Origin of the sequence: Sporosarcina sp. P17b (assembly GCF_002743115.1) — a bacterium.
Lineage (GTDB): Bacteria > Bacillota > Bacilli > Bacillales_A > Planococcaceae > Sporosarcina > Sporosarcina ureae_C.
In genome coordinates this window covers 44571-70614 of sequence record NZ_PDYP01000006.1, presented here as the reverse complement: position 1 = coordinate 70614, position 26044 = coordinate 44571, and the positions used below count along the sequence as shown (strand labels likewise).

Here is a 26044-nt window from a genome sequence, read left to right as displayed (position 1 = left end):
GTTTTTGATGATAGAAATAAAGCATACCTCCTTACTTAATGATGAATAGTTTACGAGCCGATTGTTTTACTGTTATTCCTTCTGTAGAGACTGGATCAATTACGACTAAAGAATATAACTGACCTTCAATATAGTCTTCTTCAGGTGTAACAGTGACTTTTACACCGTTTGCCTTTACTGAAACCGGCACTCGCTTACCTGTAACGTCTTCAACATAGATTTTATTTAAATTCGATTTTGAGTCCTGAATTTCTTTGTTGAACGTGACTGTAAACGCATGAGAAGGTTTCACTACTTCAGCATCGAAATAACGATACGGACGATCATTATCTACTATAAATACTTTTTTCGTCCCTTCAGGAATCAACGTTTCTTTTTTCGTCCCTTGTTCTCCCGCTTGTACAATATAATATCCTTCGATCATTTCCGTGTTTTCAATAAAAACGGAAGACCATGCTTCATTTTTCTTTTTCTGTACATTTAAAAGGCTGTTATTCATAATTCCTTGAAGAATAGTATGACTTGAAACTTCAAGTTTTGTTGATTGCTCCGAGAAATCGTACAGACGGCCTTCACCTTTTGTAAATAGATCAAATGCGACGAGGCCTTGAATCGCTTGCTCTGTAGCCATTCCGTCTGTTGAACCTGTCATAGTATGCTTGAAACCTCCGTTATCGGTTTGGAAGCTTAACAAGTGATCTATCAAGTTAATACCGTTCTTTGTAAATTGTTCACCTTGTGGATCGATGTTATTTGCTGTTAATCCAATAATGACTTGCGAAGTGGCTTCACTAGAAATGCCACCAACGAACGTTTCATTATATCCACCAGTAGGACCTTGACTTTCAGATAGAAAAGTTACTGCTTTCTCGACAGCTTTTTTAACAGCGGGTTGCTCATTGTAAGGAGCTAATCCAATGAGAGCCATTGCCGTCATATCATAACTCGCAGTGCCTGTATTGCTTGTGGACAAACTCCATGCACCGTCTGTCCTTTGATAACTTAATAGGGCCTTAACTATCTTTTCACGATTCCATTTTGCATCTTTAGGAACTTCATAATTTTTCGTATCGAGCGCGACCAACGCAAAAATCAAACCATTCGTTCCTTGGCGAATCATTGTATCCACGTTTCGTATATCTATACTGTTATAAATTTTATCGAGTAAATCGATACCATTAATATTTTGGGGGTTTCTCCCTATCGCTGCTGCCGCTATCGTCAAACGTTCTGCATCTGTTATTTTTAGTCGTTCCAAGTTCGCAACAATTTGTTGTTGAACATTTTGTTCGAATATTTCTTCATAGCTTTCCGGTACAACTACTCCAGCTTTTGCTAAACCAACTGCTGTCCATTCGCTCGAAACAGATTTACTCAGTATATAATCTGTAACTTTCTTAATCGCTTCAGGTACGCGTGCCTGACTCGAAACTACCGTAATTTGCAGTGCGTCTGCAGCTTTCCCAACAACGGTTGCTTCCGATGCAACTAGCGAGAAATTTTCACGTCCCACTTTGCCGTTTAATTGAATTGTTACTTGCTGATCCGTATCTTGAGTAACTTTAGAAATTGTCAAATTAGACTGTCCTATAGTCCAATTTTTCGGTTCTAGCGCTGCTGGTGTAAAGGTATCTCCAATTAGATTTACTGTAATTGTAGGACTTTCACTATGTTCTATGACTTGCGTAGTCGTAGAGATAGCAGCCCAACGACCATAGAAGAACTTTACAACGTCAGTATTCTTTAACACATAAGAAGCGGCTCCAACAGAAGGAGCTTGTCCGTTTACTGTATAATTCCAACCATCCCAACCGCCTAATTTTCCTGCTTCTTCATTATTAATAGAAGATACATAAGCTCCCCATTCACTTTCTGTGATTGAGTAGTCTATGCTTTTACTATCCAATGCTTTCTTCAGCGCATCTAATGCATTTTGTCCCTCTGTAATTTGAATCGGTTCCTTTAAAATCACACCCGCTAAGCCTTCTACTTCTATATCTATCGTATAAGTAGCAGCTTGCATGCTCGTGTTAGTCTGCTGAACCTCCGTATTAGCTAAAGCAACTGAACTACTTCCAGGTAACAGCATCGTTACTGCTAGTAAAACACTTGCCATGATGGATACATAACGCTTAAACAAATCAATTCCCCCTCGTCCTAGTTTGGTAAATTGAACACAAAAAAGCCCTTGCCTCCAGAAAGAGACAAGGGCACTATGTATAGACGGACTTCAGCTACTAACTTATTACATCCAATACAATATGCATACCTCTTCCTGGGAGGCGTAACGCATGTTATTTTGGCAAGTCTCCTGACTTATGGATCATCACATCTTCAACCTTCCCAGTTTTTCACCAGTGGTATTCTGAAGATACTTCCCATTTACAGTGGCCGGACCGTACAGGAATTTCACCTGTTTCCTTTTTCATCTTTACAGTAATGTAAAGAACCAAAATATTCTATTCAATTTTACAATAGTATATCACAAGCTTGCTTGCTACTTTTTGTTATTTCAAAAGAATAGTATAAAAGACCGATGAAAAATTCTTTCATCGGTTTTTTTGTGAATATTATTTATTTCATCGCGTGCTATACAATCGAGTGCATGCTTACAGTTCCTGATAATCCCGCTGATACACTCCGCCGTCTTTCACTTCTGCGTGGTAGAGTGCTTTCAAAGCAAAGCTTTTTTCAAGTTCATGCTCTTTCATGATCTCTTTCAAACGTCTGTTCAACTCGGGACTATGTTTTACAAGCTGAAGCATTTTAGGTTGTGAATATTGCATGGTAGTCTCCTCCTCATATCTTTTGTTTCTTTAGTATAACACGGCCGTACTTTCTTACGTTACAAGAACACTGAACACTGCTATACGTGGAAATTCTTCACTAAGTGTTGTACACTGTCATAATGCATCCGACACGAAGTTCCGCAAAAATAATCCAGTTTATAGCCGAATTCCACATCAGTGCGTGAAAAAAATGTTTTTCCTATGAATCATTGTAGTAATGAGACCGTAAAGGACATATAAAAATTTTAACGTTTACACGCTACGAATGTGGGTAGTGTTAAGTGTATGTCTGTAATTTTACAAAGACGACGCAATTATTCAACTCATACGTGGGAAATAAGATAAAATACAAGGAGGATATATGAAAAAAGTATCGATATCATTCTATATTACGTTAGTGGCTGTCGTATTGGCAGTCGGTTACGGCGTGATTGCGCCCGTGCACTTCGAAGAAATCACATCTACTATAAAGAACTTTATTTCAAATTCATTTGGTTGGTACTATTTACTGACTGTTTCCATGTTGTTCTTCGTTTCAGTATATTTAATATTCAGTCCGATCGGTAGAATCCGATTGGGGAAAGATACGGATAGACCACAATTTTCATTATTTTCATGGCTTGCTATGTTATTTTCAGCAGGTATGGGGATCGGTCTTGTATTCTATGGGGCAGCAGAACCACTATCGCATTATGCAGTAGACCCTGCTACAACAGCTCCTGAAACGAAAGCCGCTTATAAAGAAGCAATGCGCGAAACATTTTTCCACTGGGGATTCCATGCGTGGTCCGTTTACGGTATGACGGCTTTAGCATTAGCGTACTTCCAGTTCCGTAAAGGGCAACCCGGCTTAATCTCCGCAACACTTCGTCCAATCTTTGGTGACCGTGTGGACGGAAAACTAGGGACGGTTATTGACGTATTCGCGATATTCGCTACTGTTTTTGGTGTAGCTACATCACTTGGATTCGGTGCGGTTCAGATTAACGCCGGACTCAATTACTTATTCAATATCCCAATTGGATTCTGGTCACAGTTCGTCATCATCGCAATAGTGACGGTATTATTCATGATTTCCGCATGGAGTGGACTTGGAAAAGGAATAAGGATTTTATCCAATACCAATATGATATTGGCATTAGCTTTGTTAATCTTCATTATCGCGCTCGGCCCAACATTATTAATCTTCAACATGTTCACTGATTCTATCGGAGGGTACTTGGAACATCTGATTCGAATGAGTTTCCGTACAGCACCGCTGACGCCTGAAAATCGCTCATGGCTCAATGACTGGACGCTTTTCTACTGGTCTTGGTGGATAGCTTGGTCACCATTTGTCGGTATGTTCATTGCACGCGTTTCAAAAGGCAGAACGATTCGCGAGTTCATGATTGGCGTACTGGTTGTACCTACAGTATTGAGTATGGTTTGGTTCGCAGCATTCGGTACTACAGCGATCGAAACACAAAAAGCAGGCATTATCGACCTGGCTTCAAGCGCAACTGAACTGACAATCTTTGAGATGTTCAGTGGACTACCTTGGTCATTTGTGATTTCCATCATCGCCATCTTGCTGATTACATCATTCTTCATTACTTCAGCGGATTCGGCTACATTTGTACTCGGCATGCAGTCGTCGTACGGTTCATTGACTCCACCTAATAATTTAAAAATTGTATGGGGTGTCATTCAATCTTCCATCGCAATTATCCTACTTTATGTGGGTGGATTGGACGCATTGCAAAACGTCATTATTATTGCCGCTTTGCCATTCTCCATTATACTGATTATGATGGTTACTTCCCTGTTCAAATCATTGAAGGACGAACGAAAACGAATAAAACGCAAGTAAAAAAAGGAACACCAACGCAAATTTGCGAGGTGTTCCTTTTTTGTATATCAATTTGATGCTTTTTCAATTGCTTGTTTCAAATCCGCAATAATATCCTCTGCCGATTCCAATCCGACTGATAGACGGATTAGTTCTTCGCTTACACCCGAGTTTTTCAAATCCTCTGCCGATAACTGTTGATGTGTAGTCGAAGCTGGATGGATGATCAACGACTTTGCATCCCCAACGTTCGCGACATGAGACCAAATCTCCACATTATCGATAACTTCGCGACCTGCATCGCGACCACCTTTTATTCCAAATACAATGATGGAGCCGTACCCGTTCTTCAAGTGTTTAGTAGCCAGTTCCGCTGTAGGATGATCTTCAAGACCCGTATATGTCACCCATTCTACTGCATCATGACCTTGCAGGAATGCCGCCACTTTCTGCGCATTTTCATTGTGGCGAGGTACGCGTAAATGAAGTGTTTCTAGGCCTTGCAACAAGTTGAATGCACTGTCAGGAGCTAGACATGGACCAAAGTCTCTTAGCAATTGCACACGCAGTTTTGTTGCGAAAGCAGACGCTGCAGTGTCGATACCGTAACGTAAGCCATGGTAAGACTCATCAGGCTCTGTGAACCCAGGGAATCTTCCTTGCGTCCAGTCAAATTTACCTGCATCGACCGCTACTCCACCAATTGTCGTACCATGCCCACCAATCCATTTCGTTGCTGAATGAATAACAACGTCCGCACCGAATTCAATCGGATTCGAGCCATATGGAGATGGGAATGTATTATCGACAAGCAATGGAATCCCATTTTCATGCGCGATATTCGCAACAGCTTCCACATCCAGAACCTGCAAGCTTGGGTTACCGATAGTTTCTGCAAACAAGGCTTTTGTTTTATCCGTAATGGCTGCTTCAAAATTCTTCGGGTCAGAAGCATCAACAAACTTTACAGTAATACCGTAACGCGGTAATGTCACAGCAAATAAGTTGTATGTACCACCGTACAGATTGCTAGCTGCAACAATTTCATCGCCAGCTTCGGCAATGTTCATAATAGAGAACGCAATGGCCGCCATTCCGGAAGACAACGCAACCGCCGCAGTCCCTCCTTCAAGCTGTGCAACGCGCTCTTCGAAAACAGCTACTGTCGGGTTCGTGATACGTGTATAGATATTGCCTGCTTCTTTTAAGGCAAATAAGTTTTGAGCATGTTCCGTGTCTCTGAATACATAAGAAGTCGTACGATGAATTGGCAACGCACGTGAACCCGACTCCGGATCCGGCTTTTGCCCTCCATGTAATAAAATCGTTTCTGGCTGTAAATTCGTCATAACCATTCCCCTTTTTTATCATGTATCGATGGAACACTCGAAAAGCGGCAGAGGGCGCTTAGCTGCGACAGGCGTTGGAGGGCTGAACGCAAAGGAGTGTTCTTCTCCTTTGCGTTTAGACCGAAACGTCCCGAGCAGCTGCCCTCTGGAACTAGACACAAGAAAAGTGCAAGAGGGCACTTAGGTACACAAAAAACCCTTCTTCCTAATAAGAAGAGGGCTGCGCTTTCGCTTATTCCTCCCTTATCTTCCAAACTACTTATAGTTTGTAGGAAGTAGCACCTTTGCTTTCGCCGGTTGCCGGGCATCACAGGGCCTAATCCCTCCGCCGCTCTTGATAAGAGTGTGTCTATTCGTTTTCCATCGTTGAAAAATAGTATACGGCTATTCCGAGTCTATTGCAAGGTAATTTAATAGAATCTTTTGAAATTAGTATAAGTTTTGACATGTTGACATGAAAAATGGAACAGTGAAACCACCGTTAATCTAATGTTAGTGACATGTGAAGTTTTTCCACTTGCCACTTCACTAAAAATCGCCAGAGACATGTTCAATGAACGATGTTCTGGCGATGTTGATTTTATTAGAATATATCCCACCAAATCTTCACGGCCGATGCCATAATGAGAACGGCAAGGATGCTTTGTAGGACTTTGGTGTTTACTCTACGGCTGACTTTCACACCGATTGGAGCTGCGATAATGCTTGCGATTATCATGACGAGAGCAGGTCCGTACGGCACTTGCCCAGTGAAAAATTTACCTGACGCCGAACCTACTGATGATAGTAATGTGATGGCCAATGATGTAGCAATTGTAACGCGTGTTGGGATCTTTAGGATGACGAGCATAATCGGTACCATGATAAATGCACCACCAGCTCCAACGATTCCCGCTGCTAATCCAACAATGAATGCCGCACTGGAAGCTATGATGCGATTAAATGTGATTTCTTCAATCGGCTGATCATCCAACCCCTTTTTCGGAATAAACATCATAATTGCCGCAAGCACAGCCAGAATACCATAGACGATATTTACAGTCGCTTCTGATAGCATGCTGGAACCTGCACCGCCGATCACACTGCCGATCAACACACTGATCCCCATATAAAGAACAAGTGGCTTCAAAATCAGATTACTTTTTCGGTACGCCAAAACTCCTGAAAGTGACGCAAAGAATACTTCAACTGCAGTTATACCAGCTACTTCATGTGGTGTAAACGCAGTAAAACCAAGTAGTGCAGGAATAAATAACAACATTGGATATTTGACAATCGCGCCCCCGATTCCCATCATTCCGGAAAGGAACGAGCCGACGATTCCAATGAGGAAGATCGTAATAATAAATGGAATGGTCATGATGTTCTCCCTTCTTCCTGATGAAAGAGGGAGACAGCCATTCCCTCTACCCTAAGTTTACCCTTTTTGGATCCAAAATTTAAAGACATCGGACTCTTGTTGCTGGTCTTTTATTTCATGATTACCAGAAGCCGCCCATGCTGTCAGGTCGGATACCGATCCTTTATCTGTCGTATGAATCTCCAGAACATCTCCTGTTTGCATATCCTTCATTGCTTTCTTTGCACGTACGATCGGCATTGGACATGCCAGCCCTTTTGCGTCTAAAAATGTTGTTGAACTCATATTTATCTTCTCCTTTTAATGTGGGTTATTGTTTTACAGCTGATTTAAAATAACTATTTACCGTACCGCACAGCGATTCGGGCCAATCTCCATCTCACGTTGCGTTTCTTCGTCAGGTTGGATTTTCCCCATATTCATCTGTCGTATTTCCTGATACGCGTTCGGTTGCGGAGGCAAGTTCCCCGTGACTAATTCTCTGAACTCTTTTTCATCTTCAATGTTCAAGCCGTGGTTTTGCTTATACAACACGCCGAGCTTTTCCGACACGCTGCCGTCTTCATTCAACTCATCTACAATCATGAAGTGAGCCGGTAAAACCGTTAGTTCTTCTGACAATTCTTTATAACGACTATACAAGGACTCACGTAAGTCACCTACCCAATCTTCTGCCAAACCTGCTAAATCTGGACGTCCAATTGAATCAATGAACAGAATATCACCTGTCATCAAATAGCTGTCATCGACAATAAATGAAGTCGAACCAATGGTGTGTCCTGGTGAATAAAGTGCTTGAATATCAATTTTAGTATCACCTATTTGAATCGACGTATCGCCTTCTAATGCAGCATATTCAAATACGACTTCTTCTGCATCTTTTGGCGGTAGCCAGTACGTTGCCCCCGTTGCTTTTGCAATCTGACGACCACCTGAAATGTGATCCGCATGCAAGTGCGTATCGAGTACATTTGTGATCTTCACACCGCGTTCCGTAGCAAAGTCCATAAACACATCTGTCATCCGCGTCGCGTCAATGATTGCCGCTTCTCCGCCTGATATGACCATATAGGAAAGACACCCTTTACCAAGACGGACGAATTGATAGAGCTCACCACCTGATTTCAAATCGGCAATCTTCACCGGCTCCAAATACTCGCTCCACGCTTTCATTCCTCCTGAAAGATAGCCTACTGAATAGCCTGCTTCTTCAAGGATTTCTGCCACCATAACGGACGAACCTTCTTTAGCACAGACTACTAGGATCTCCTCATCTTTTGGCAATTGGTCTTCAATTTCTTCGATGCCATCCAATAAATCAAAGTACGGTACGTTTAAATAGCGCACTTGCTCACCTTCGATTTTCCAATCTTCAAATGCAGTTTCATTTCGAACATCCAAAATGAATAATGACTCTTTCGCAATAACGCGCTTTGCTACTTCACTTGATTGAATGATTCTCATTTATTTATACCCCCTACTGTATTTTCTGTTTTACCATCCCATTTTGACATACCAGGAATTACATTCGTGACATTTTCAAAACCCTTTGCCACTAGTTTTTGACATGCCATATCACTGCGGTTACCTGTTCGGCATACAACGAAGAGCTTCTTGTCTTTACTGAAGTACGACATTCGTTCATCCAATTGGCCAAGAGGTATGGATAGGGCACCAGGTATATGAGCAAATGCGTATTCTGCTTCTTCGCGAACGTCTAGTAACACAGCATCAGGGTGTTGCAGTTGATCTAACAACTCATTATTGTCGACTGTAACTGGATATTCTTTTTGTGACTGATCTTCCTGACCCGCTTTTCGTACGAAGTGGCGCCATACATCAGCTTCTTTCACATTACCGACGTATTGATGCCCCACACTTTCCGCCCATGCCTGTAAATCTGCCGTGGTCCCTGAATCTGTCGACTGGACTTCGAGCACTTGACCGTCATCCATCTCTTTCATCATCTTTCTCGTCCTCACAATCGGCATTGGACAAGCAAGCCCTTTTGCATCTAACACGTTATCTGACTGAATCATTGTACTCCTCCTATACACCCAGGGGTATTTATTTGTATAAAAAAATTAAATAAACAAGTTCACTTGACCATCTTGCGCCTCACCTAAGTAAGCTGCCACACCGCCATACTCCACTTCTTGTAGAAGCTCTCCTTCATTCAGTCCTAGCAAATCCATTGTCATCGTACAGGCAATCAATCGTACGTCCTGCTCTATTGCCATATCGATCAGTTGTGGTAATGTCATCGCGTTATGCTTTTTCATTACTTGCTTGATCATCTTAGGACCCATTCCTGCAAAGTTCATTTGCGATAATCCCATTTTATCTGCTCCACGCGGCATCATTTTACCGAACGCCTTTTCAATGAAACTTTTATTACTTTTAATCGGTTCATCTTTGCGCAATGCGTTCAATCCCCAAAACGTATGGAAAATTGTTACTTCATGATCATATGCCGCTGCGCCGTTCGCGATAATATAAGCCGCCATCACTTTATCGTAATCCCCACTAAATAATACAATCGTTGTTTTCTTTTGCTCTGTCATGCTCTCGTCTCCTTCTATTTGAAAATCATTTTGCTAAATACCTATGGGGGTATATTATATGCTATAAAAAAAAGAGTCAAGTGATGTTGCTCATCGACTCTTTACTAGAAGATCCACGGCTTCACTAATAATAGATTCATGTGTGCGTTCATCTGCTTCGTCTAAGTTTTCAATACAGGCAATCAAGTTGGAACTAACGATTACGCCAATTGTACGATCAATAGCAGAACGACTGGCTGATAATTGCGTGATCACTTCTTTACAGTCCTTGCCCTCTTCCATCATACGCAAGACGCCTTTGATTTGACCCTCTAGACGCTTCAAACGATTTTTGACTTTGTCATCATACTCCATATCGCTCAACCTCCTATATGTTATCATAATAATATACCCCCAGAGGTATAATGTCAACCAATTGATTTATATGATGTAGTATATCACGTCAGCTTCTATCTATAACGATCAATACTTTCTACTTCATCAAATGATTATACAAAATACTTGCCCAATCGACAAAGTTCTAGTATGATGAATAATTTCCCGAAATGTGTTATACTAGATCTAGTAAGCTATTGTACGCATTTTTCGTTTTGTTTTACTGACAAATTGCGACAGACTAAATTCCACACTACTGAAGGAGTTGATTCGATTGGCATTCCCACGAAAAGATCGTCCAGTTTCTGATTTTGTAGCATCACGGTATGTAGACGAAGTCATATCTTTCAACCGTAATGATTATGAAGTTTCCGGGACTATACACAAAATCCTTGAAAACTCCGTCATTGTAAAAATTTCTGAACAAGACGCTGAAAATATTGGAGCAGCTTCCAACATGACTGTCGTCGCACACAAAAATTATACAGTTCAATAATGGTGTGTTCGATGCCTTGCAGATTATTGCAAGGCTATTTTTTCACAAAAAAACCAGTCACAACTACAAGTCATTCACTATAAAAATGTGTATTGGAGATGATTGATTTGATTAATCATACAAATATAGATTTAACGCAAACAACCTCACTAAAAGGAACTTTACGTATTGGTGCTTCACCAGTTATTTCGCAAGCTATTTTACCAGACGTACTCACTCGTCTACACGCGAAGTATCCCGATATGCGGCTCGAACTAACAACTGCTCCTTCTTCTGACATTGCGCGATTACTGAAAAGCCATAAAGTCGACGTTGGTTGCAGTGAACTGGACAACCTACCATCGGCTGAAGCATTTATGCAAGACGAACTAGTACTTCTTGCCTCTGCTACACACCCGCTTGCACGTAAGAGAAGCTCGTCCATCCTAGATTTGCAAAATACACATTGGATTTTACCTGATACGGAAGATCCTAGTCGTCTATTAATTGATCAATCGCTTAAACAGTATGGAGTCCAAGTACAGCCTACTATTATGAGCTCGCCAGAAAGTATCAAACAAGCCGTTCTTAGCGGGCTGGGCATCGCTATTTTGTCGCGCCACAGTTGCAAACAGGAGCTCGCACAAGGTGATCTAACCATATTGGATTATAAAGTCGCGCCAATTAAACGTGCTTTTTATACAGGCACTCGTTCTAAGACGAATGAAGTCCAAGCATTTCTCAGCGAGCTTCAAGCTTATTGTCGTCTATGGCAAGTCAACTAGTCCTCTTCTAAGCTCTCGTTTGCTACGCCAGTTCACGAGGAATATTCCCAAACTGATGAGCATACCTCCTAAAATCAATGACATGGATAACTTCTCATCCAACAGAACCCATCCCGACAACGTCCCGAAGAATGGTGCCAAAAACAAAAACGCACTCGTTCTCTCGGGATTTCCTGTCTGTAATAAATAAAACCAAATAGAAAACTGTACAATGGATGCGGCAATCGCAAGCCATCCTAAAATCGCTAATGACAATGGATTCGCTATGAAAAACGGTTCTTCAAGTACATAACTCGCTACAAATAAGATCAATCCGCCAAATAGCATTTGATATGCAGTCATTACCCACGTATCAAAACGATGCCCATGTACTTTGACGAGCAATGTCGCACAAGCCCACGCTACAGCAGATAAAAACCCTAACACTGTACCAATCTTCCAGTCTAAATGACCGCCCATTGTAATGAATACCCCAAACAAACCACAAACAACACCAATCCATTGTTGCAAGCGGTAATGTATTTTCAATACTAGCGTCCCGATGACAACGACAAGCAACGGATTTGTAAATGTTAAAATAGATGTTTCACCTGACGTGATCGTCCGAAGCGCCATAAATATACATCCCATGACCGCAGCTGTCTGCAATGAACCAATCAGCACAAGCCACTTCCACTCTCCAAATGTTTTCGGGTGTGGTTTTTTTAATATCTTTACTACCACGGCCATGATGACGCCTGCAATCGTAAACCGCATTGCCACTAGCAACAGCGGTGAAGAGTATTCCAACCCAATTTTCCCAATAGCAAATGACGAGCCCATTAAAGCGGTCGTAATAACGACTAATATGCCAAATAAAAATTTATTCATTCAGTTTCCCCTCCCTCTTTCGACTTTACAGAGGAATCTCGCCGCATTTGCATACTATCGATCAACACCTCAATAGCTGGTGGCATATAACGCTTTTCCAAATAAGTTAGATACACTGTACGGGCTAACGTCTTTGAATTGGTTGTTTTAATGACAATGGTCGGATCAGGCCCGTGCGCAAAATACTTTTGTGGAATAATCGAAATTCCAATATTCTCCCGTACAAGTTCTACAATCGTTTCAAAACGCTCTACTTCGTAACATATATTCATTCGCACGCCTTCTTCGGCAAACGCAGCAAAAATATCTTGTCTCGTTTGCAACCCAACACTCGTGACAATGAATGCCTCATCTTCTAAGTCGGCTAGCGTAATGGAATCCTTGCCCGCCAGACGATGTTCAGGATGCATGACAACTGCTAATTGCTCTCGATACAAAGGTATCGAGACAATATCCGAAGCTTCTATAAATTGATTGGTTAAACAGACATGGACAGCGTACTGACGGAGCGCTCGCTCAACATTTCCACGGCCTAATACTTCTATTAACTTCACATGCATCGATGGAAACTCCTGGCGATATGCAAGTAATATAGAAGGAAGCCAATTCTTCACGGATTCAATCATCCCGATCTGCACACTTCCATTGCCTGTCCACTTCACCTCTTTAATCTCTTGTTGTAAAATATCTGCCTCATGAAGAATTTGCAAGGCACGCTCATAAATTACGCTACCTGATTCCGTTAGTTGGACACGTTTAGTCGTTCGTTCGAGTAACTGAAATCCGACTTCTAACTCCAAATTCTTGATCGCTTTGCTGAGCGAAGGCTGCGAAAGATGAAGTTTTTTAGCCGCTTCAGAAAAGCTGGATTGCTGCACCACCATGACAAAATACTGCAATTGCTTGAATTCCATTCATCTCACCTCCACTTATAGCCTGCATGCATGAATATATGAAAAACATGTATTAGAATTAATAAATACAAACCAGTATAGTAAGAATATCACGTTGGAAAGGGTGAAGTATATTGTTAATTCCATCAAATGAAAAATACTGGTCAGGTCGTACCGATAGTGAGACCGACAGAGCTGCATTTCGAATGCATCAAATCATCCAATTTTCCGAATTAAAAGAAAGCGCTACCAATAAAACATGTACCCTCATCGGATTTTCTTCAGAAGAAGGTGTACGTCGAAATAATGGCAGACTCGGTGCTGCAGAAGGACCGAATGCCCTACGTAACGAACTAGCGAAACTACCTTGGCGTTTGCCTGCTGACCGTCAAATAATTGATGTAGGCACTGTCATATGTGAGCACGGTCAGCTAGAACAAGCGCAAGCTGAATTAGGCACAGTCGTTCAAAAGAGCCTTCTCCATCATACGAAACCCGTTATTTTAGGTGGCGGACATGAAACCGCTTACGGTCATTATACAGGAGTTCGAGACTTCCTAGGCCCTGACGCAAAACTTGGTGTAATAAATATTGATGCTCACTTCGACTTGCGTGGCTACGATGAACAACCTTCTTCAGGCACGATGTTCAAGCAGATGCTCGACGCCGATCCGCATGTTGACTACCTTGTGCTAGGTATTCAAGAATTTGGCAATACAGACGCATTATTCGCAGAAGCCGATGCAAAAGGCGTGACATATGTCACAGAACAAGAAATTTCGACAAGTCCTTTAGACGATACATTGCAAAAAATACAGTTATTCATTGATAAACAAGACGCTATTTTGTTAACATTGTGCTCGGATGTCCTGAATTCTGCGTTCGCTCCAGGTGTAAGTGCGCCATCTCCCTTCGGATTAGATCCGTTGATTGTACGCTCTTTCATTCAAACGGTGGCATCGCATGAGAAAACACTTTCATTCGACATTTCCGAAATAAATCCGTCACTTGATCATCATAATCAAACGGTTAAGCTGGGGGCCTATCTTACAAATGAAGCAATCTTTGCATTGCTGGGAGGTCGAATCACATGACAATTGAGCTAAATCAAATTTCTACGCTGTTTTTAGCGTTAGCTCTCCTAACACTGGGTACGATGTTAGTCCGTAAAGTCGGCTTTCTCCAGAAATTCTGTATCCCTGCCCCTGTTGTCGGCGGTTTACTATTCGCGTTTTTAGCGACTATTTTGAAGTACTTTGATTTAGTGAGTTTTTCTTTAGATACTTCATTGCAAAATCTATTCATGCTGACATTTTTCACAACAGTCGGTCTGGGTGCTAGTTTCCGTTTGATTCGTCTAGGCGGAAAGCTATTGATGATCTACTGGGTAGCTTGTGGCTTCTTAGCACTGATCCAAAACGTCATTGGTGTATCCATGTCCTATATATTTGGATTACACCCGTTGATCGGTATGATGGCTGGCGCTGTCTCGATGGAAGGCGGACACGGTGGTGCTACTGCTTACGGGGAAACATTAGAGAGCCTTGGGATTGATTCAGCCCTATCCGTTGGTATTGCAGCAGCAACCTTCGGACTCGTAGCAGGCGGTCTAATCGGTGGTCCAATCGTTAAATACTTGATCAATAAATATGATTTAAAATCTACGGAAGTCGAGCATGAAAAAGCATATTCCGTGGAATCATTGGAAAAACCAATCAACACAGATAACTTCCTAACACAGACGTTATTGATTACTCTTTGTATCGCAGGCGGTACATTTATCGGGGATCTGTTCTCTAGTGCCACTGGTTTCGTCATGCCAGGTTATGTAGGCGCGATGTTCGTTGCAGTTATCGTTCGTAATATTGTGGATCGCGTGAAGGAAGATGCCGTTCATATGACAAGCATCAATTTGATCGGCGACGTTTCACTCGGTATTTTCTTATCGATGGCGTTAATGAGCATCAAGCTGTGGGAAGTTGCAGATTTGGCACTTCCATTGTTGCTGATCGTCTTTGTACAAGTGATCTTCGTCGCGTTGTTTGCGATCTTCGTCCTGTTCCGTTTGCTCGGTAAGGATTACGACGCAGCCGTTATGATCGCTGGTTTCGCAGGCCATAGTTTGGGTGCGACGCCAAATGCGATGGCGAACATGGCAGCCGTCACAGGACGCTATGGTCCGTCACGCAAGGCCTTCTTGATCGTCCCCATCGTAGGCGCCTTCCTCATAGACGTCGTCTCGATGCCGATCATCATCACTACGATTAATATATTTGCTTGATTGTCGTAAATTAAACACTTTAAAGATGTAAGCTAATTAGTGAGTGCGAAGGGATTGAAGCTCCAGCTGGAGACGCTTTCCTGAGGGCGTGGCCCGAGCTTCCGCTTCAATCCTACTTACCGAGTGGGGATACTTATATCGCTCATTGTAGATAGTGTGTGAATTATTGTTGTGTTTCAACTTATTTAAGTTCAATGACAGATCAAGGTCTAGATCAAAACTAATTTTAATAATGAGCGGTAAGTTTCAACCACTTGCTATGCAAGGGATTCGAGCGAGAGCCGTAGCGATGGACGGCTTTTGCGAGTAATAGCGAAGCGTTTGGTGCAAATCTTTGCACAAGGAGCGGCGACCCGCCTAGAGCGCAAACCCCATCCCCAACACTAACTAAACCTTTATAATTCCCCAAGAACCGAAATTCTCGGTTCTTTTTTTATTCCTTTTAAGCGTAATTTTCACACCCTTCTGTTAAAATGAAAACATTAATTCGCATCTTGGAGAGGAGCTTGCTTTATGAAAGAAGAACTAATCGAACGACTCACACGCTACGCTAAAATCGACACACAATCCGACGCTACTTCGGACACAACACCGTCCACAGAAAAACAATGGGACCTGTTGCGGGTACTCGAAAAAGAGATGACTGATATTGGTCTCGAAGACATCTCAGTCGACGAAAACGGCTACCTATTTGGTACGCTGCCATCAAACACGGAAAAACAATTACCAACGGTCGGCTTCTTGGCGCATATCGACACAGCTCCTGACTACACGGGTACGAACGTCAACCCACAACGCATTGATAACTATGACGGTAAGGACATCTCATTAAACGAATCAACAATTATGAGCGTACAAGCATTTCCAGAGCTCAACAACTACATTGGCCATACCCTGATTACGACAGATGGCACAACTTTACTAGGTGCTGACGATAAAGCTGGAATCGCGGAAATCATGACAGCGATGCACTATTTAGTCGAGCATCCTGAAATCAAACACGGGAAGGTACGCATAGGCTTCACACCTGACGAAGAAATTGGGCTTGGTCCACATAAGTTTGACGTAGAACGTTTTGGCGCTGACTTTGCTTATACAATGGACGGCGGACCACTTGGGGAACTACAGTATGAAAGTTTTAACGCGGCAGGTGTTGAAGTGATTTTCCACGGTGCGAATGTCCACCCAGGAACAGCTAAAGATAAAATGGTCAACTCCTTGCTAATCGCGGCAGAATTCCAGCAAGCAATGCCACAACACGAAATTCCGCAGGAAACGGAGCATTATGAAGGCTTCATTCACTTAATGAATATCGATGGTTCTGTAGAAAAAACGACCTACCAATATATTATCCGTGACTTTGATAGAGATTCTTTTGAAGCTCGCAAGCAACTTGTACAAGATACTGCTACACAGCTTCAGGAAAAGTATGGTCAACATGCGGTAGAGCTAACAGTAACGGATCAGTACTTCAATATGGGTGAGAAAATTACGCCTGTAATGGAAATCGTCGATGTAGTAGCGGATGTCTATCGGAGTCTTGATATTGAACCGAAAATCGCACCCATTCGTGGGGGTACAGATGGTTCCCAACTTTCCTACATGGGAATGCCAACGCCAAATATCTTTACGGGCGGCGAAAATTACCACGGTAAATACGAATTCATCTCAGCAGACAATATGGTGAAAGCTACACAAGTTATTATCGAGACATTGAAACTTCAAGAACAACGCGGTTAAGCGTATGAAAGCAATTTGGATTGGCATTTTATCCGCACTATTCTTTGCGGTGACATTTGTATTGAATCGATCCATGGAACTGGATGGCGGTAGCTGGATGTGGAGTGCTTCACTGCGCTATTTCTTCATGGTTCCATTTCTACTCGTCATTGTAGCGATGCGTAGAGGATTGCATGGCGTCAAACGGGAAATGACTGTTGCCCCCTGGTCCTTTTTCATTTGGAGTTTCGTCGCATTCGTTCTATTCTATGGTCCGCTGACGTTTTCAGCTGGCTATAGTCCGGGATGGCTTGTTGCAGGAACATGGCAAATGACGATTGTGGCTGGGGTTTTGCTAGCACCCTTCTTCACGTTCCAAGCGAAGACGGAAACAGGGGGATTCCGCACAATCCGCCACCGTATTCCTGCAGCATCGTTGGTAATTTCATTGGTCATCTTAGTGGGTGTCGTGTTGATCCAGATTCCACATGCGAGTAGCGTATCGACGAAAACTATTATGTTCGGTACGTTGCCGCTTGTCATTGCAGCATTCGCCTATCCACTTGGTAATCGAAAAATGATGAACCTAGTAGGCGGACGTCTTGATATGTTCCAACGTGTACTTGCGATGACACTGATGACGATACCGATTTGGTTAATCCTTGCGTTATATGCTTGGTCGACGGTCGGATTGCCTTCTACAAGCCAAGTGGTGCAGTCATTGATTGTCTCGGTGAGTTCAGGCGTTATAGCCACCTCTCTCTTCTTCATGGCAACCGATATGGTGCAACATGATCAAGGAAAACTAGCGGCAGTTGAAGCTACGCAGTCTGTCGAATTAATTTTCGCCATGCTTGGTGAGATGTTGTTGCTAAGCTTGCCATTACCTGGCGTTCTTTCATTAGTAGGCGTGCTAGTAATTATCGGAGGCATGTCGTTGCATAGTTATCAAACTGCATTAGCTACTAAAAATCCATAGAAAAGGGTTGTCCGATAGTCAGTTTATGACACGTTGGACAACCCTTTTTTTCATATTTTACGTTCTTTAATTTGTGGTGGGATGCGCTTTCGCAATAATTGCGGTCTGACTTCAGATAATAAAATGGCGATAAAGATAATCAATGCGCCGAGAAACATTCGAAATGTCAGTAATTCGTAAGCTAGGGCCACGGAAAAGACCATCCCCCACACGGACTCCGTTGACAAAATAATAGCAGCCTTCGTTTCCGACAGATGCTTCTGTGCAACGGTTTGCATCAAAAATGCTAGTGTCGTCGAGAATACTGCCAAGTACAATACTGAACTTAAGGCTGCCGAATCCATCGAGAATGAAGTCTCACCTATTACAATGACCGTGATACAGCTGATCACCGCGGCAACCGTCATTTGCAATAATGTCAGCAAAATAGGATCCACCGAACTGACGAATCGTCCTGTGTAGAAGATATGGAATGCGAACATCACGGCGCAACCAAGTGTCAGCAGGTCTCCTATATTTATGCTTGAAGACCACTGCAACGATAATACTGCTACTCCGATGAGTGCCAAAACGGCACCACCTAACTCAAATTTGTCGAGCTTTCGCTTATATAGGATAAATGCGATAAACGGTACAATCACTACATTCACACCCGTTAGAAAGGCATTTTTTGAAGGTGTTGTGAATTGAAGTCCTACTGTTTGCAGGGCAAATGCTGCGTACAGCAAGATCCCGAGCACTGTTCCTTGCCATAGTATGGATTTGTTTAGTTGGCGTAGCCGCTTATGGAATACGAGTGCTAGTAATAGTGCGCCAATTGTGAAGCGTACTGCTAAGATTTGATACGGTGTGTAGTAGTCCAAAGCGAGCGCGCTCATCACAAAGCCGCTCCCCCAGATAATGGCGGTGATTGTCAATCCGATTTCGCCTATGTATTTTCTCATTTCTTTCACCATGCTTCCGCTAGTCAGTCGTATTATTCTAGCACGAATTTCTGTCAGATTATAGATGAATTTGTAATTGGAGCCTCTTTTGCGAATGGTAAGGGACATTGTGAGTGTGATGGGATGGAAGCTCCAGCTGGCGTCCCATCCGAAACACGTCCGAGCGCTAATCCTCCTGCCAGCCTATCTAATTCCACATCAAAAAACTGTCCATGAAGTCACACCCATCATGACTTCCTGGACAGCTGTCTACCTATCACTCTTCATATAACCCTATCTCCTTAATAGCACGCTCGACTAGCGATGGATCTACAGACTTGTCAAAGTCGATTTCCCCACGTATAGCGCCATTAGCTTTGTACATCTCATACTGCTTCTTAATATCGTCGATGAACATCTTACCGTTCGGATCGAGCCCTGTTACGAATACTCTCTCCCATAATTCATGATCCTTCAAAGCCGTATGTTTCACCATGATGTCGATAATTTCATCTTTTCCTTGATCCTTAAAAAACGCGTCGTTGTAGTCACGCACTCCTTTAAGGTAGGCTGCCATGAAGCGCACCGATAGATCTTTATTGGCCATGAACTGCGGTGAAGCCAATACCATGGCGATCTGAGACTCGGGTGCATAGTCTGTCGCGTCCCCGAAGCGTACGTGGAAACCTTTGTGGATTCCTTGTGCGATCAATGGTTCAATGTTCAATGCAGCATCAATTGTTCCTGAATCAATTGCTCCAAGCATCGCACCAAAGTCTGCGATATGGACATATTCCACATCGTCTTCTGTCAAACCTGCGTGCTTTAACATTTCTTCATAGATATACCCATCAATCGAATTTCTTGATGACACAGCAATTTTCTTTCCTTTGAAGTCGCTGTACTCCTTGATTTCATCAACCATATGATTACCAATGACGAAACTGAAGTAGGACTTGCCAAGCATATTATGGCCTTTATCTGCGATAATCCGAACATCGATTCCTTGGGCAATCGCGTTGAAGAATGATGCGGTAGAAACGCCACCCGCGATATCCACTTCTCCGGCAGCTAGTGCAGGCAACATATCATCGCTGTTGGCAAAGTCCGCAAAATCTACACGTATATTATAGTCGTCAAAATAACCCTTTTCCTTCGCAATATAGAAACCTGCTCCAGAAGCAGCCCCATCTTCCGCAATGAATACCTTCGCCTGCTTTTCAAGCGGAGCTAAGTCACCGGATATAGGCTTATCATCGTTCGCTACAGGCTTCACAACTTCTTTTGGAGAGCACGCACCCATTATCAATACAACTGACAATACGCTGAATAAACCTGCCTTTTTCATCCACTTCCCCACATCATCTCTCCTTTTATCATTTATTCTCTCGATTTCAGTACTTCTTCTTGCAAGTGATGCCAAATCTCAATGAATTTCGCTGCCATTTCAGGATCTTTCCGAATATCTTCCATTTTTCTCGGTCTAGGTTTATCAATGATAATCTCTTCGATAATTTTTCCTGGCTGTGCGCCCATCAATAGAATTCGATCACTTAACAACAATGCTTCATCGATACTATGCGTAATGAACAACACCGTCTTTTTCGTCTCTGCCCAAATACTCAATAACTCTTCCTGCAAAATAAAGCGATTCTGTTCATCGAGCGCGCCAAACGGTTCATCCATCAATAGAATCTCCGGATCGTTTGCGAATGCCCTGGCAATACTCACCCGTTGTTTCATTCCGCCAGACAATTCCTTTGGATATAGCGAAGCGAATCGCTCCAATCCCGTCTTCTTCAAATAAAAGTCCGTTCGTTCAGCAATGAATGCTTTCGGCAAATTACGCATCTTCAAACCAAAGGCGACGTTTTCGCGTACCGTCAGCCATGGAATAACCCCACGTTCTTGGAAGACCATTGATTGCAGAGGCCGATCATTCGATTCTGTTTCAATCGTAAAAGTGCCAACACTTGGTTGTTCAAGTCCAGCAAGAATCCGCAGTAATGTCGTCTTGCCACATCCACTCGGTCCGACTATACAAACGAACTCACCGTCTTTTACAGTCATGGAAATATTCTCAAGCGCGACGACACTGTCTTGTTTCTTATAAAAGGATTTCATTAATCCATCTACTGAAATTTTAGGCTTCCCCTCCATTTCCCTCACCTCCATGGCAGTAACTTATTTTGAAGCGCACGCAGTAAAAGCGAGAATAAATAACCGAAAAATGAGATCAGAATTAATCCCACATACATTTCGGGTAATAAAAAGGCCTTATAGGACGTCCATATCAAATAACCAATCCCTGAAGTCGCTCCCATCATCTCTGCCGCCACAATCGTCAACAACGCAATCGCCTGCCCCATCTGGATTCCTTCGAGCATGACAGGCAACGCACCGGGAAGGGCAATTTTGAAGAAGAAATTCCACTGGCTCGTTTGATAGTTACTCGCAACATCCAAATAAATCTTATCAATGTTCAGTACACCTGCTGCTGTGTTGATCACAACTGGGAAAAACACACTGCCTGCAATCGTCACGACTTTCGACAAATCCCCGATTCCGAATAAAATAATAATGATCGGCAATAACGCCAATGTCGGAATAGGCATAAGCGCCATAACAATCGGCTGTACAAAATGCCGGATCGGTGAATATAATCCCATCAGCAAACCGACAATAACACCTGGTATTACACCTGCCAGAAATCCGATGAATATTCGATACAACGATACGCCAACATGCTTCGCCATCGCACCGCTCACAATCATGTCATAGAAAGTTTGCACAATTGTACTAGGCGGTGGGAAAAAACGAATATCCAAGATACCTGTTCTCGACATTATTTCCCATAATACTAGCAAGAATATCGGCGACACAATCGTCAGCAACTGCTTGCCGCGTTCTTTACGTTGCCGCATCTTCCATTCTCTTTGCTCCACCTCAAATGATTCATTACGAGCCAATTCTTGGGTCTCCACCCTTCACCACCTCTTCACTGCCTATTGTATGTAAAGGCCTAGGAAACTGGTTGGGCAGGCATAGCATTCAAGTTGTTTCTATCAAAATAATTGATTATACTGAAACCATGACTACACTTACATCAGACCAAATCAGAGAATTGAATAGTTACAGCATCTACCTGAATCCACCAGCACATCCCGTCTTTACACTAGCGGATGTACTGGACCCTTCGAAAGTACAGAGTATTGTACAAGTGATCCAAACCGTCAGTCAAAGTCCAAATGAAGTCGTCGCTACTTCGTTCTTCGTTCGCAGACTCGGTATGTTTTTCGCTATGCAGTTGTATAATCTCGCTGCGTATGACGAAATGTGGAACGGATCAGCGGAAGATTTACAATTTGGCGCTCTAGAAGAGTTCGGCAATAAAACGATCAGCACTTTTGCAGATAGCTCAGATTGGGAAATGATTGATGACGAAGATCGCCAATCGCATATTAGACAGATTCTGGATGATGCACACGCAGTGATTGCGTCATTGCGTACAGCTGTCTCCGTATCTCCCTTAACCTTATGGGAAAACATCTTCGGCTTCTGGCTATGGCAGTATCATGTGCTATTGTCTGATCCAGGATCGGAAATGGAAGCGAGAGAAGATTTAGACATACTAAAAGACGACACCACATGGACGGGTATCGCCGATCACTCACGTTTCGCAAGCTATTTGAATGGATCAGAACCGTCCGCTTTATTAAACACCACTGTCCGCAAAACTTGTTGTTTTTCTAAAGATGTACCAGGATTGATGCGCTGTGGATTTTGTCCATTACCATGAAAAAGCAGGCTTTCGCTCATTACGCGAAGGCCTGCTTTTAACGTTTACGATAGGCATGATAGGATTGTTTGGTCGAATAGATGATCCCCATTGCCGCACCACTATAAAAAAATCCCATGAAGATTCCGGCAGATAAGTTTTTCGGATGGCTAATAAATATCGACAAGCCGAGCGCAACTACTGTGGATACCGTCGAGAGCCAAGTAAGCGGCACTTTAAATAACCACTTAGCAAGCAGTACCACAATCAAAACGACTGGCACACCCCATATCGCATCCCACACATTGGTATGAATAATGGGAAATTCCGTCAGCATATGCTACATCCTCTCGTTTTCGTTAGGATGTGCAATTTTGTTTTAATTATTAATCAAAAAACCTTCCAGTCTGAAGACTAGAAGGCGGGTTCGCCGCTATACGTTCTTCGTGGCGGCTTCACTAATTTCTTTTCGCATTTCATAGATGTTTTGCACAATGACTTTACCTACCGCATAAGCAGGTACAGCTACTAGGATGCCTAGGAATCCTGCGAGACTTCCCGCTACTAGCAACACCGTAATGATGGTCAGTGGATGAATATCAAGAGATTTCCCCATGACGTTCGGCGTAATTAAGTTACTGTCGATTTGCTGTGCGACCAACGTAACGACTCCGACCCAAATAACTAACTTCGGTTCCTGTAAATACGCAATTATTACAGCAGGCGCTACCGCAATCCATGGCCCGATAAACGGAATAATATTCATGAACAACGCTAGAATTGCCAACAATAAAGCATACTGCAATCCGATAATGGAGTACCCAATTAAAATAAGTGTTGCCAATATTGCACTAATCAATAATTGTCCTTGAATATACGAACGCAATACGTGATCAATATCCTCTAAAGTTTTCTTCACCCATAAACGTCGTTTTCCCGAAAACAGATTGTAAATTCTTGGCGCCAATTTTTCATGATCCTTCAACATAAACAGGAAGAAGAACGGCACGAGCAAGAGTAAAGCTACAGCCTGGATGAATGATTGAACAAATTGTACGAGCCACTTTCCAAATGTTACTGCGAACGTTTGAATCGATTCAACTGCCGAATTCAAAGAATCCTGCAATCCTTCAGGGAGATTATCTTTTTCGTTAAGAACTTGATCTTTCAGTTGCTCAATTTGGCGAGTAAGAGTAGGCCCATTATCCACTAAGTTATTCACTTGTTTCGTAACCATTGGACCAATAATTGCAACTAAAATCCAAATAACAGCTACAAGTATAAGCATAATTGTAATGATACTTCCCCATCGCGGCATGTTCTTCTTTTCCAAGTAATGTTGAATGGGTACTGTAATATAATAAAGAAGTCCGCCAAAGATCAATGGCATAATAATAGTCTGTAAGATAATACCGACAGGCTTAAAAATATAATTTACTTCTAAAAAGTACTTGGTGATCAATAGCGCCAATAAGACGCCGACACCGACCTGAAACCATACCTTTTTCGTCAATGCTTCACGTCCCTTCCGTAAAATTTTATGTAGTTAGCTTAAGTATACGTTGTAGAGCCCTCTATGTCGAAAACCAACCTAGCTACTTCGATAGTATGATCACAGGTTTTTCTCTAATTTAGCACATGGCTTTGTATTAGAAAAGTCACTGGCTCGCTACTTGTACTTCTTTTGTTTTCCCTACATATAAACTTTTTCAAACCTACTAAATTATGATAAATAAGCGATACTTGGATAACAACTTGCATCCAGTTTACTCTTCACGCACGACTTAACACCTTTCGCCGCAAGCGGATCATCAATACGTAGACGACCGGTACGACAGCCGAAAACATCGCAAGTCCAGTCCAACCTGCAAATTGCCACAACGGCGTTACAAGCGTACTACCCGCTGCCATACCTACATAATAAGATACCAAGTATAGACTCGCCGCACTTCCTTTATGATGCGTCGCCTCCTTGCTGACTGAAGCCGCTGTCAAAGAGTGAGCTGAAAAGAAGCCTAAACAAATTATACAATATCCGATAATAATCAAAGGTAATTTGACGGCAATAGTCAGAAGGCAACCGATAGCCAACAAGAGGACACCCGTAAAGCGCACAGTATTCATACCATACTTGACTGCAATTGAACCAGCCATTGGAGCCCCGATAATACCAAATGCATAGGCAAAGTAGATATAAGACACTTCATCCAGCGTCAGGCTAAAAGGTGATGCAGTTAAATGAAACGGTAGGAAAGTCCACATGCCTGTGAAGCTGAGTTGTAGCACAATACCCAAGCCAAAAACAACGAGCAAGGCAGGATTCTTCAAATGATAGCCGAAGCCCTGAATATCCTTTTTTATCGACTCTACACTTGGCTCGAAGTACGCAGATTTTGGCAAGAAGAACACCAAGATAGCAAATACCACTATGCCGACAACGGTTAATAACTGAAGCGATAGTTCCCACGACCAACGTTCCGCCAAATAACCTGTCACAAAACGTCCGAGCATACCTCCTGTCCCATTAAATGAAATATACAAAGCAGTCGCCAAACTAACAGACCGTTCATGGATTTCTTCATTGATATAAGCAAGTGCTGCCGCAAGTACCCCAGACATAGCAAAGCCTTGCAGGAATCGCAGTATGAGTATGACAGTGAACGAGTCAGTCAAAAACATCGGAATGAATAAAAGCGCAGTAAGTAAAATGGATACTTTCACAAAAACGGATCTACCAAGACGATCGGAATAAAACCCCAGAACTACAAGCCCTAAAATCAGTCCGATGGTGTTGATGGACATGGCCAAACTCGCAGTGGATACAGAAACGTTAAATTGCTTTGTTAATATAGGCAATAAAGGTTGGATGGCATACATCGCAGCAAAGATTAGCACAGATGCGATACCGAGACAAATGACAATCCGCCAAAATCGTAAGTCACGAATTGTCGATTTAGCTTGTATATTCATGTTGACACTTCCTGTCCTTTTAATGCGAATACTGGAATTATATCATCATAACGTCAATTAAACAGGAAATAATCAGATAAGCAATTGCTTTATATTTAGTTTT

General features: G+C 42.5%; 26 protein-coding genes and 2 riboswitches. Of the genes, 8 read left to right on the top strand and 18 right to left on the bottom strand.

Features of this window, described 5'->3' with window-relative positions; genetic code table 11:
- Positions 1 to 31: 31 nt before the first annotated feature.
- Positions 32 to 2140 carry a DUF4430 domain-containing protein gene (locus CSV76_RS09095; RefSeq protein WP_099625367.1) on the bottom strand — a complete coding sequence of 703 codons (2109 nt, stop codon included), beginning with the start codon at positions 2138 to 2140 and terminating at the stop codon, positions 32 to 34.
- A gap of 144 nt (positions 2141 to 2284) precedes the next feature.
- Positions 2285 to 2469, bottom strand: a riboswitch (cobalamin riboswitch).
- Positions 2470 to 2609: 140 nt separating this feature from the next.
- Positions 2610 to 2786: a hypothetical protein gene (locus CSV76_RS17540; protein ID WP_099625366.1), complete on the bottom strand. Its 177-nt coding sequence runs from the start codon at positions 2784 to 2786 to the stop codon at positions 2610 to 2612.
- Between the two features lie 364 nt (positions 2787 to 3150).
- On the opposite strand from CSV76_RS17540, the gene CSV76_RS09085 reads away from it, so the two are divergent.
- Entirely contained in the window at positions 3151 to 4641 is a 1491-nt protein-coding gene (locus CSV76_RS09085; RefSeq protein WP_085427866.1) for a glycine betaine uptake BCCT transporter, read from the top strand.
- A 47-nt stretch (positions 4642 to 4688) separates the two neighbouring features.
- Here the strand turns inward: CSV76_RS09085 and CSV76_RS09080 are convergent, their stop codons facing one another.
- From CSV76_RS09080 to CSV76_RS09050, 7 genes are all read right to left on the bottom strand, one after another.
- The gene (locus CSV76_RS09080; RefSeq protein ID WP_099625365.1) at positions 4689 to 5969 is read right to left on the bottom strand and encodes an O-acetylhomoserine aminocarboxypropyltransferase/cysteine synthase family protein; all 1281 of its coding nucleotides are present in this window, start codon (positions 5967 to 5969) and stop codon (positions 4689 to 4691) included.
- 240 nt (positions 5970 to 6209) lie between these two features.
- A riboswitch (SAM riboswitch) is annotated at positions 6210 to 6313 on the bottom strand.
- Between the two features lie 239 nt (positions 6314 to 6552).
- Positions 6553 to 7329: a sulfite exporter TauE/SafE family protein gene (locus CSV76_RS09075; protein ID WP_099625364.1), complete on the bottom strand. Its 777-nt coding sequence runs from the start codon at positions 7327 to 7329 to the stop codon at positions 6553 to 6555.
- Positions 7330 to 7386: 57 nt separating this feature from the next.
- On the bottom strand, positions 7387 to 7614 hold the full coding sequence (locus tag CSV76_RS09070) for a sulfurtransferase TusA family protein (RefSeq protein ID WP_085427863.1): 228 nt from the start codon (positions 7612 to 7614) through the stop codon (positions 7387 to 7389).
- A gap of 57 nt (positions 7615 to 7671) precedes the next feature.
- Positions 7672 to 8793, bottom strand: coding sequence for an MBL fold metallo-hydrolase (locus CSV76_RS09065; protein WP_099625363.1), 1122 nt, complete (start codon positions 8791 to 8793; stop codon positions 7672 to 7674).
- A complete protein-coding gene (locus CSV76_RS09060) occupies positions 8790 to 9368 on the bottom strand; it encodes a sulfurtransferase TusA family protein (RefSeq protein WP_099625362.1) in 579 nt (192 codons plus the stop codon). The genes CSV76_RS09065 and CSV76_RS09060 overlap by 4 nt, the downstream gene beginning before the upstream one ends.
- 45 nt (positions 9369 to 9413) lie before the next feature.
- Entirely contained in the window at positions 9414 to 9893 is a 480-nt protein-coding gene (locus CSV76_RS09055) for a DsrE/DsrF/DrsH-like family protein (RefSeq protein WP_085427860.1), read from the bottom strand.
- Between the two features lie 90 nt (positions 9894 to 9983).
- Positions 9984 to 10247, bottom strand: a complete 264-nt coding sequence (locus CSV76_RS09050; protein WP_085427859.1) for a metal-sensitive transcriptional regulator — start codon at positions 10245 to 10247, stop codon at positions 9984 to 9986.
- 295 nt (positions 10248 to 10542) lie between these two features.
- Here CSV76_RS09050 and CSV76_RS09045 point away from each other — a divergent pair, with 295 nt between their 5' ends.
- Together CSV76_RS09045 and CSV76_RS09040 are read left to right on the top strand one after the other, a co-directional pair.
- Positions 10543 to 10764 (top strand): DUF2187 family protein, encoded by a 222-nt coding sequence (locus CSV76_RS09045; protein ID WP_085427858.1) that lies wholly within the window; start codon positions 10543 to 10545, stop codon positions 10762 to 10764.
- A 107-nt stretch (positions 10765 to 10871) separates the two neighbouring features.
- A complete protein-coding gene (locus CSV76_RS09040) occupies positions 10872 to 11528 on the top strand; it encodes a substrate-binding domain-containing protein (RefSeq protein ID WP_158232771.1) in 657 nt (218 codons plus the stop codon).
- On the opposite strand, the gene CSV76_RS09035 is transcribed toward CSV76_RS09040, so the two are convergent.
- Positions 11511 to 12398, bottom strand: coding sequence for a DMT family transporter (locus tag CSV76_RS09035; protein WP_085427856.1), 888 nt, complete (start codon positions 12396 to 12398; stop codon positions 11511 to 11513). The genes CSV76_RS09040 and CSV76_RS09035 overlap by 18 nt on opposite strands.
- Positions 12395 to 13312 (bottom strand): LysR family transcriptional regulator, encoded by a 918-nt coding sequence (locus CSV76_RS09030; protein WP_099625360.1) that lies wholly within the window; start codon positions 13310 to 13312, stop codon positions 12395 to 12397. The genes CSV76_RS09035 and CSV76_RS09030 overlap by 4 nt, the downstream gene beginning before the upstream one ends.
- Positions 13313 to 13425: 113 nt before the next feature.
- Between CSV76_RS09030 and hutG the strand changes: the two genes are divergently transcribed.
- The 4 genes from hutG (at position 13426) to CSV76_RS09010 (ending at position 18270) form a co-directional block, all read left to right on the top strand.
- Positions 13426 to 14385 (top strand): formimidoylglutamase, encoded by a 960-nt coding sequence (gene hutG, locus CSV76_RS09025; protein WP_085427854.1) that lies wholly within the window; start codon positions 13426 to 13428, stop codon positions 14383 to 14385.
- On the top strand, positions 14382 to 15572 hold the full coding sequence (gltS, locus tag CSV76_RS09020) for a sodium/glutamate symporter (protein ID WP_099625359.1): 1191 nt from the start codon (positions 14382 to 14384) through the stop codon (positions 15570 to 15572). Before hutG ends, gltS begins: the two co-directional genes overlap by 4 nt.
- A gap of 513 nt (positions 15573 to 16085) precedes the next feature.
- On the top strand, positions 16086 to 17312 hold the full coding sequence (gene pepT / locus CSV76_RS09015; protein WP_085427853.1) for a peptidase T: 1227 nt from the start codon (positions 16086 to 16088) through the stop codon (positions 17310 to 17312).
- A 4-nt stretch (positions 17313 to 17316) separates the two neighbouring features.
- Positions 17317 to 18270, top strand: coding sequence for a DMT family transporter (locus CSV76_RS09010; protein ID WP_099625358.1), 954 nt, complete (start codon positions 17317 to 17319; stop codon positions 18268 to 18270).
- A 50-nt stretch (positions 18271 to 18320) separates the two neighbouring features.
- Here CSV76_RS09010 and CSV76_RS09005 read toward each other — a convergent pair whose 3' ends face one another.
- From CSV76_RS09005 to CSV76_RS08990, 4 genes are all read right to left on the bottom strand, one after another.
- A complete protein-coding gene (locus tag CSV76_RS09005) occupies positions 18321 to 19214 on the bottom strand; it encodes a DMT family transporter (RefSeq protein WP_085429054.1) in 894 nt (297 codons plus the stop codon).
- Positions 19215 to 19470: 256 nt separating this feature from the next.
- Positions 19471 to 20541, bottom strand: coding sequence for an ABC transporter substrate-binding protein (locus CSV76_RS09000; protein WP_085429053.1), 1071 nt, complete (start codon positions 20539 to 20541; stop codon positions 19471 to 19473).
- Positions 20542 to 20573: 32 nt separating this feature from the next.
- Complete coding sequence (locus tag CSV76_RS08995; protein ID WP_085427851.1) at positions 20574 to 21353, bottom strand: ABC transporter ATP-binding protein; 780 nt, start codon at positions 21351 to 21353, stop codon at positions 20574 to 20576.
- Positions 21354 to 21358: 5 nt separating this feature from the next.
- Positions 21359 to 22117, bottom strand: a complete 759-nt coding sequence (locus CSV76_RS08990; protein ID WP_199170403.1) for an ABC transporter permease — start codon at positions 22115 to 22117, stop codon at positions 21359 to 21361.
- Positions 22118 to 22284: 167 nt separating this feature from the next.
- On the opposite strand from CSV76_RS08990, the gene CSV76_RS08985 reads away from it, so the two are divergent.
- Positions 22285 to 22992: a hypothetical protein gene (locus tag CSV76_RS08985; protein ID WP_085429052.1), complete on the top strand. Its 708-nt coding sequence runs from the start codon at positions 22285 to 22287 to the stop codon at positions 22990 to 22992.
- A gap of 37 nt (positions 22993 to 23029) precedes the next feature.
- Here CSV76_RS08985 and CSV76_RS08980 read toward each other — a convergent pair whose 3' ends face one another.
- From CSV76_RS08980 to CSV76_RS08970, 3 genes are all read right to left on the bottom strand, one after another.
- Positions 23030 to 23308: a hypothetical protein gene (locus CSV76_RS08980; RefSeq protein ID WP_369823312.1), complete on the bottom strand. Its 279-nt coding sequence runs from the start codon at positions 23306 to 23308 to the stop codon at positions 23030 to 23032.
- A gap of 96 nt (positions 23309 to 23404) precedes the next feature.
- On the bottom strand, positions 23405 to 24484 hold the full coding sequence (locus CSV76_RS08975) for an AI-2E family transporter (protein WP_085427849.1): 1080 nt from the start codon (positions 24482 to 24484) through the stop codon (positions 23405 to 23407).
- A gap of 260 nt (positions 24485 to 24744) precedes the next feature.
- Positions 24745 to 25941 (bottom strand): MFS transporter, encoded by a 1197-nt coding sequence (locus tag CSV76_RS08970; RefSeq protein ID WP_099625356.1) that lies wholly within the window; start codon positions 25939 to 25941, stop codon positions 24745 to 24747.
- Positions 25942 to 26044: the final 103 nt, after the last annotated feature.

Bases quoted from the DNA above. Each gene is read 5' to 3' on its own strand.
- CSV76_RS17540 (WP_099625366.1), bottom strand. From the start codon at position 2,786: ATGCAATATTCACAACCTAAAATGCTTCAGCTTGTAAAACATAGTCCC.
- CSV76_RS08990 (WP_199170403.1), bottom strand. From the start codon at position 22,117: ATGCGGCAACGTAAAGAACGCGGCAAGCAGTTGCTGACGATTGTGTCG.
- CSV76_RS09060 (WP_099625362.1), bottom strand. From the start codon at position 9,368: ATGATTCAGTCAGATAACGTGTTAGATGCAAAAGGGCTTGCTTGTCCA.
- pepT (WP_085427853.1), top strand. From the start codon at position 16,086: ATGAAAGAAGAACTAATCGAACGACTCACACGCTACGCTAAAATCGAC.
- CSV76_RS08995 (WP_085427851.1), bottom strand. From the start codon at position 21,353: ATGGAGGGGAAGCCTAAAATTTCAGTAGATGGATTAATGAAATCCTTT.
- CSV76_RS09030 (WP_099625360.1), bottom strand. From the start codon at position 13,312: ATGGAATTCAAGCAATTGCAGTATTTTGTCATGGTGGTGCAGCAATCC.
- CSV76_RS09065 (WP_099625363.1), bottom strand. From the start codon at position 8,793: ATGAGAATCATTCAATCAAGTGAAGTAGCAAAGCGCGTTATTGCGAAA.
- CSV76_RS09080 (WP_099625365.1), bottom strand. From the start codon at position 5,969: ATGACGAATTTACAGCCAGAAACGATTTTATTACATGGAGGGCAAAAG.
- CSV76_RS09000 (WP_085429053.1), bottom strand. From the start codon at position 20,541: ATGAAAAAGGCAGGTTTATTCAGCGTATTGTCAGTTGTATTGATAATG.
- CSV76_RS09010 (WP_099625358.1), top strand. From the start codon at position 17,317: ATGAAAGCAATTTGGATTGGCATTTTATCCGCACTATTCTTTGCGGTG.
- CSV76_RS09035 (WP_085427856.1), bottom strand. From the start codon at position 12,398: ATGAATAAATTTTTATTTGGCATATTAGTCGTTATTACGACCGCTTTA.
- CSV76_RS09070 (WP_085427863.1), bottom strand. From the start codon at position 7,614: ATGAGTTCAACAACATTTTTAGACGCAAAAGGGCTGGCATGTCCAATG.
- CSV76_RS08970 (WP_099625356.1), bottom strand. From the start codon at position 25,941: ATGAATATACAAGCTAAATCGACAATTCGTGACTTACGATTTTGGCGG.
- gltS (WP_099625359.1), top strand. From the start codon at position 14,382: ATGACAATTGAGCTAAATCAAATTTCTACGCTGTTTTTAGCGTTAGCT.
- CSV76_RS09075 (WP_099625364.1), bottom strand. From the start codon at position 7,329: ATGACCATTCCATTTATTATTACGATCTTCCTCATTGGAATCGTCGGC.
- CSV76_RS09085 (WP_085427866.1), top strand. From the start codon at position 3,151: ATGAAAAAAGTATCGATATCATTCTATATTACGTTAGTGGCTGTCGTA.
- CSV76_RS08985 (WP_085429052.1), top strand. From the start codon at position 22,285: ATGACTACACTTACATCAGACCAAATCAGAGAATTGAATAGTTACAGC.
- CSV76_RS08980 (WP_369823312.1), bottom strand. From the start codon at position 23,308: ATGCTGACGGAATTTCCCATTATTCATACCAATGTGTGGGATGCGATA.
- CSV76_RS09050 (WP_085427859.1), bottom strand. From the start codon at position 10,247: ATGGAGTATGATGACAAAGTCAAAAATCGTTTGAAGCGTCTAGAGGGT.
- CSV76_RS09055 (WP_085427860.1), bottom strand. From the start codon at position 9,893: ATGACAGAGCAAAAGAAAACAACGATTGTATTATTTAGTGGGGATTAC.
- CSV76_RS09005 (WP_085429054.1), bottom strand. From the start codon at position 19,214: ATGAGAAAATACATAGGCGAAATCGGATTGACAATCACCGCCATTATC.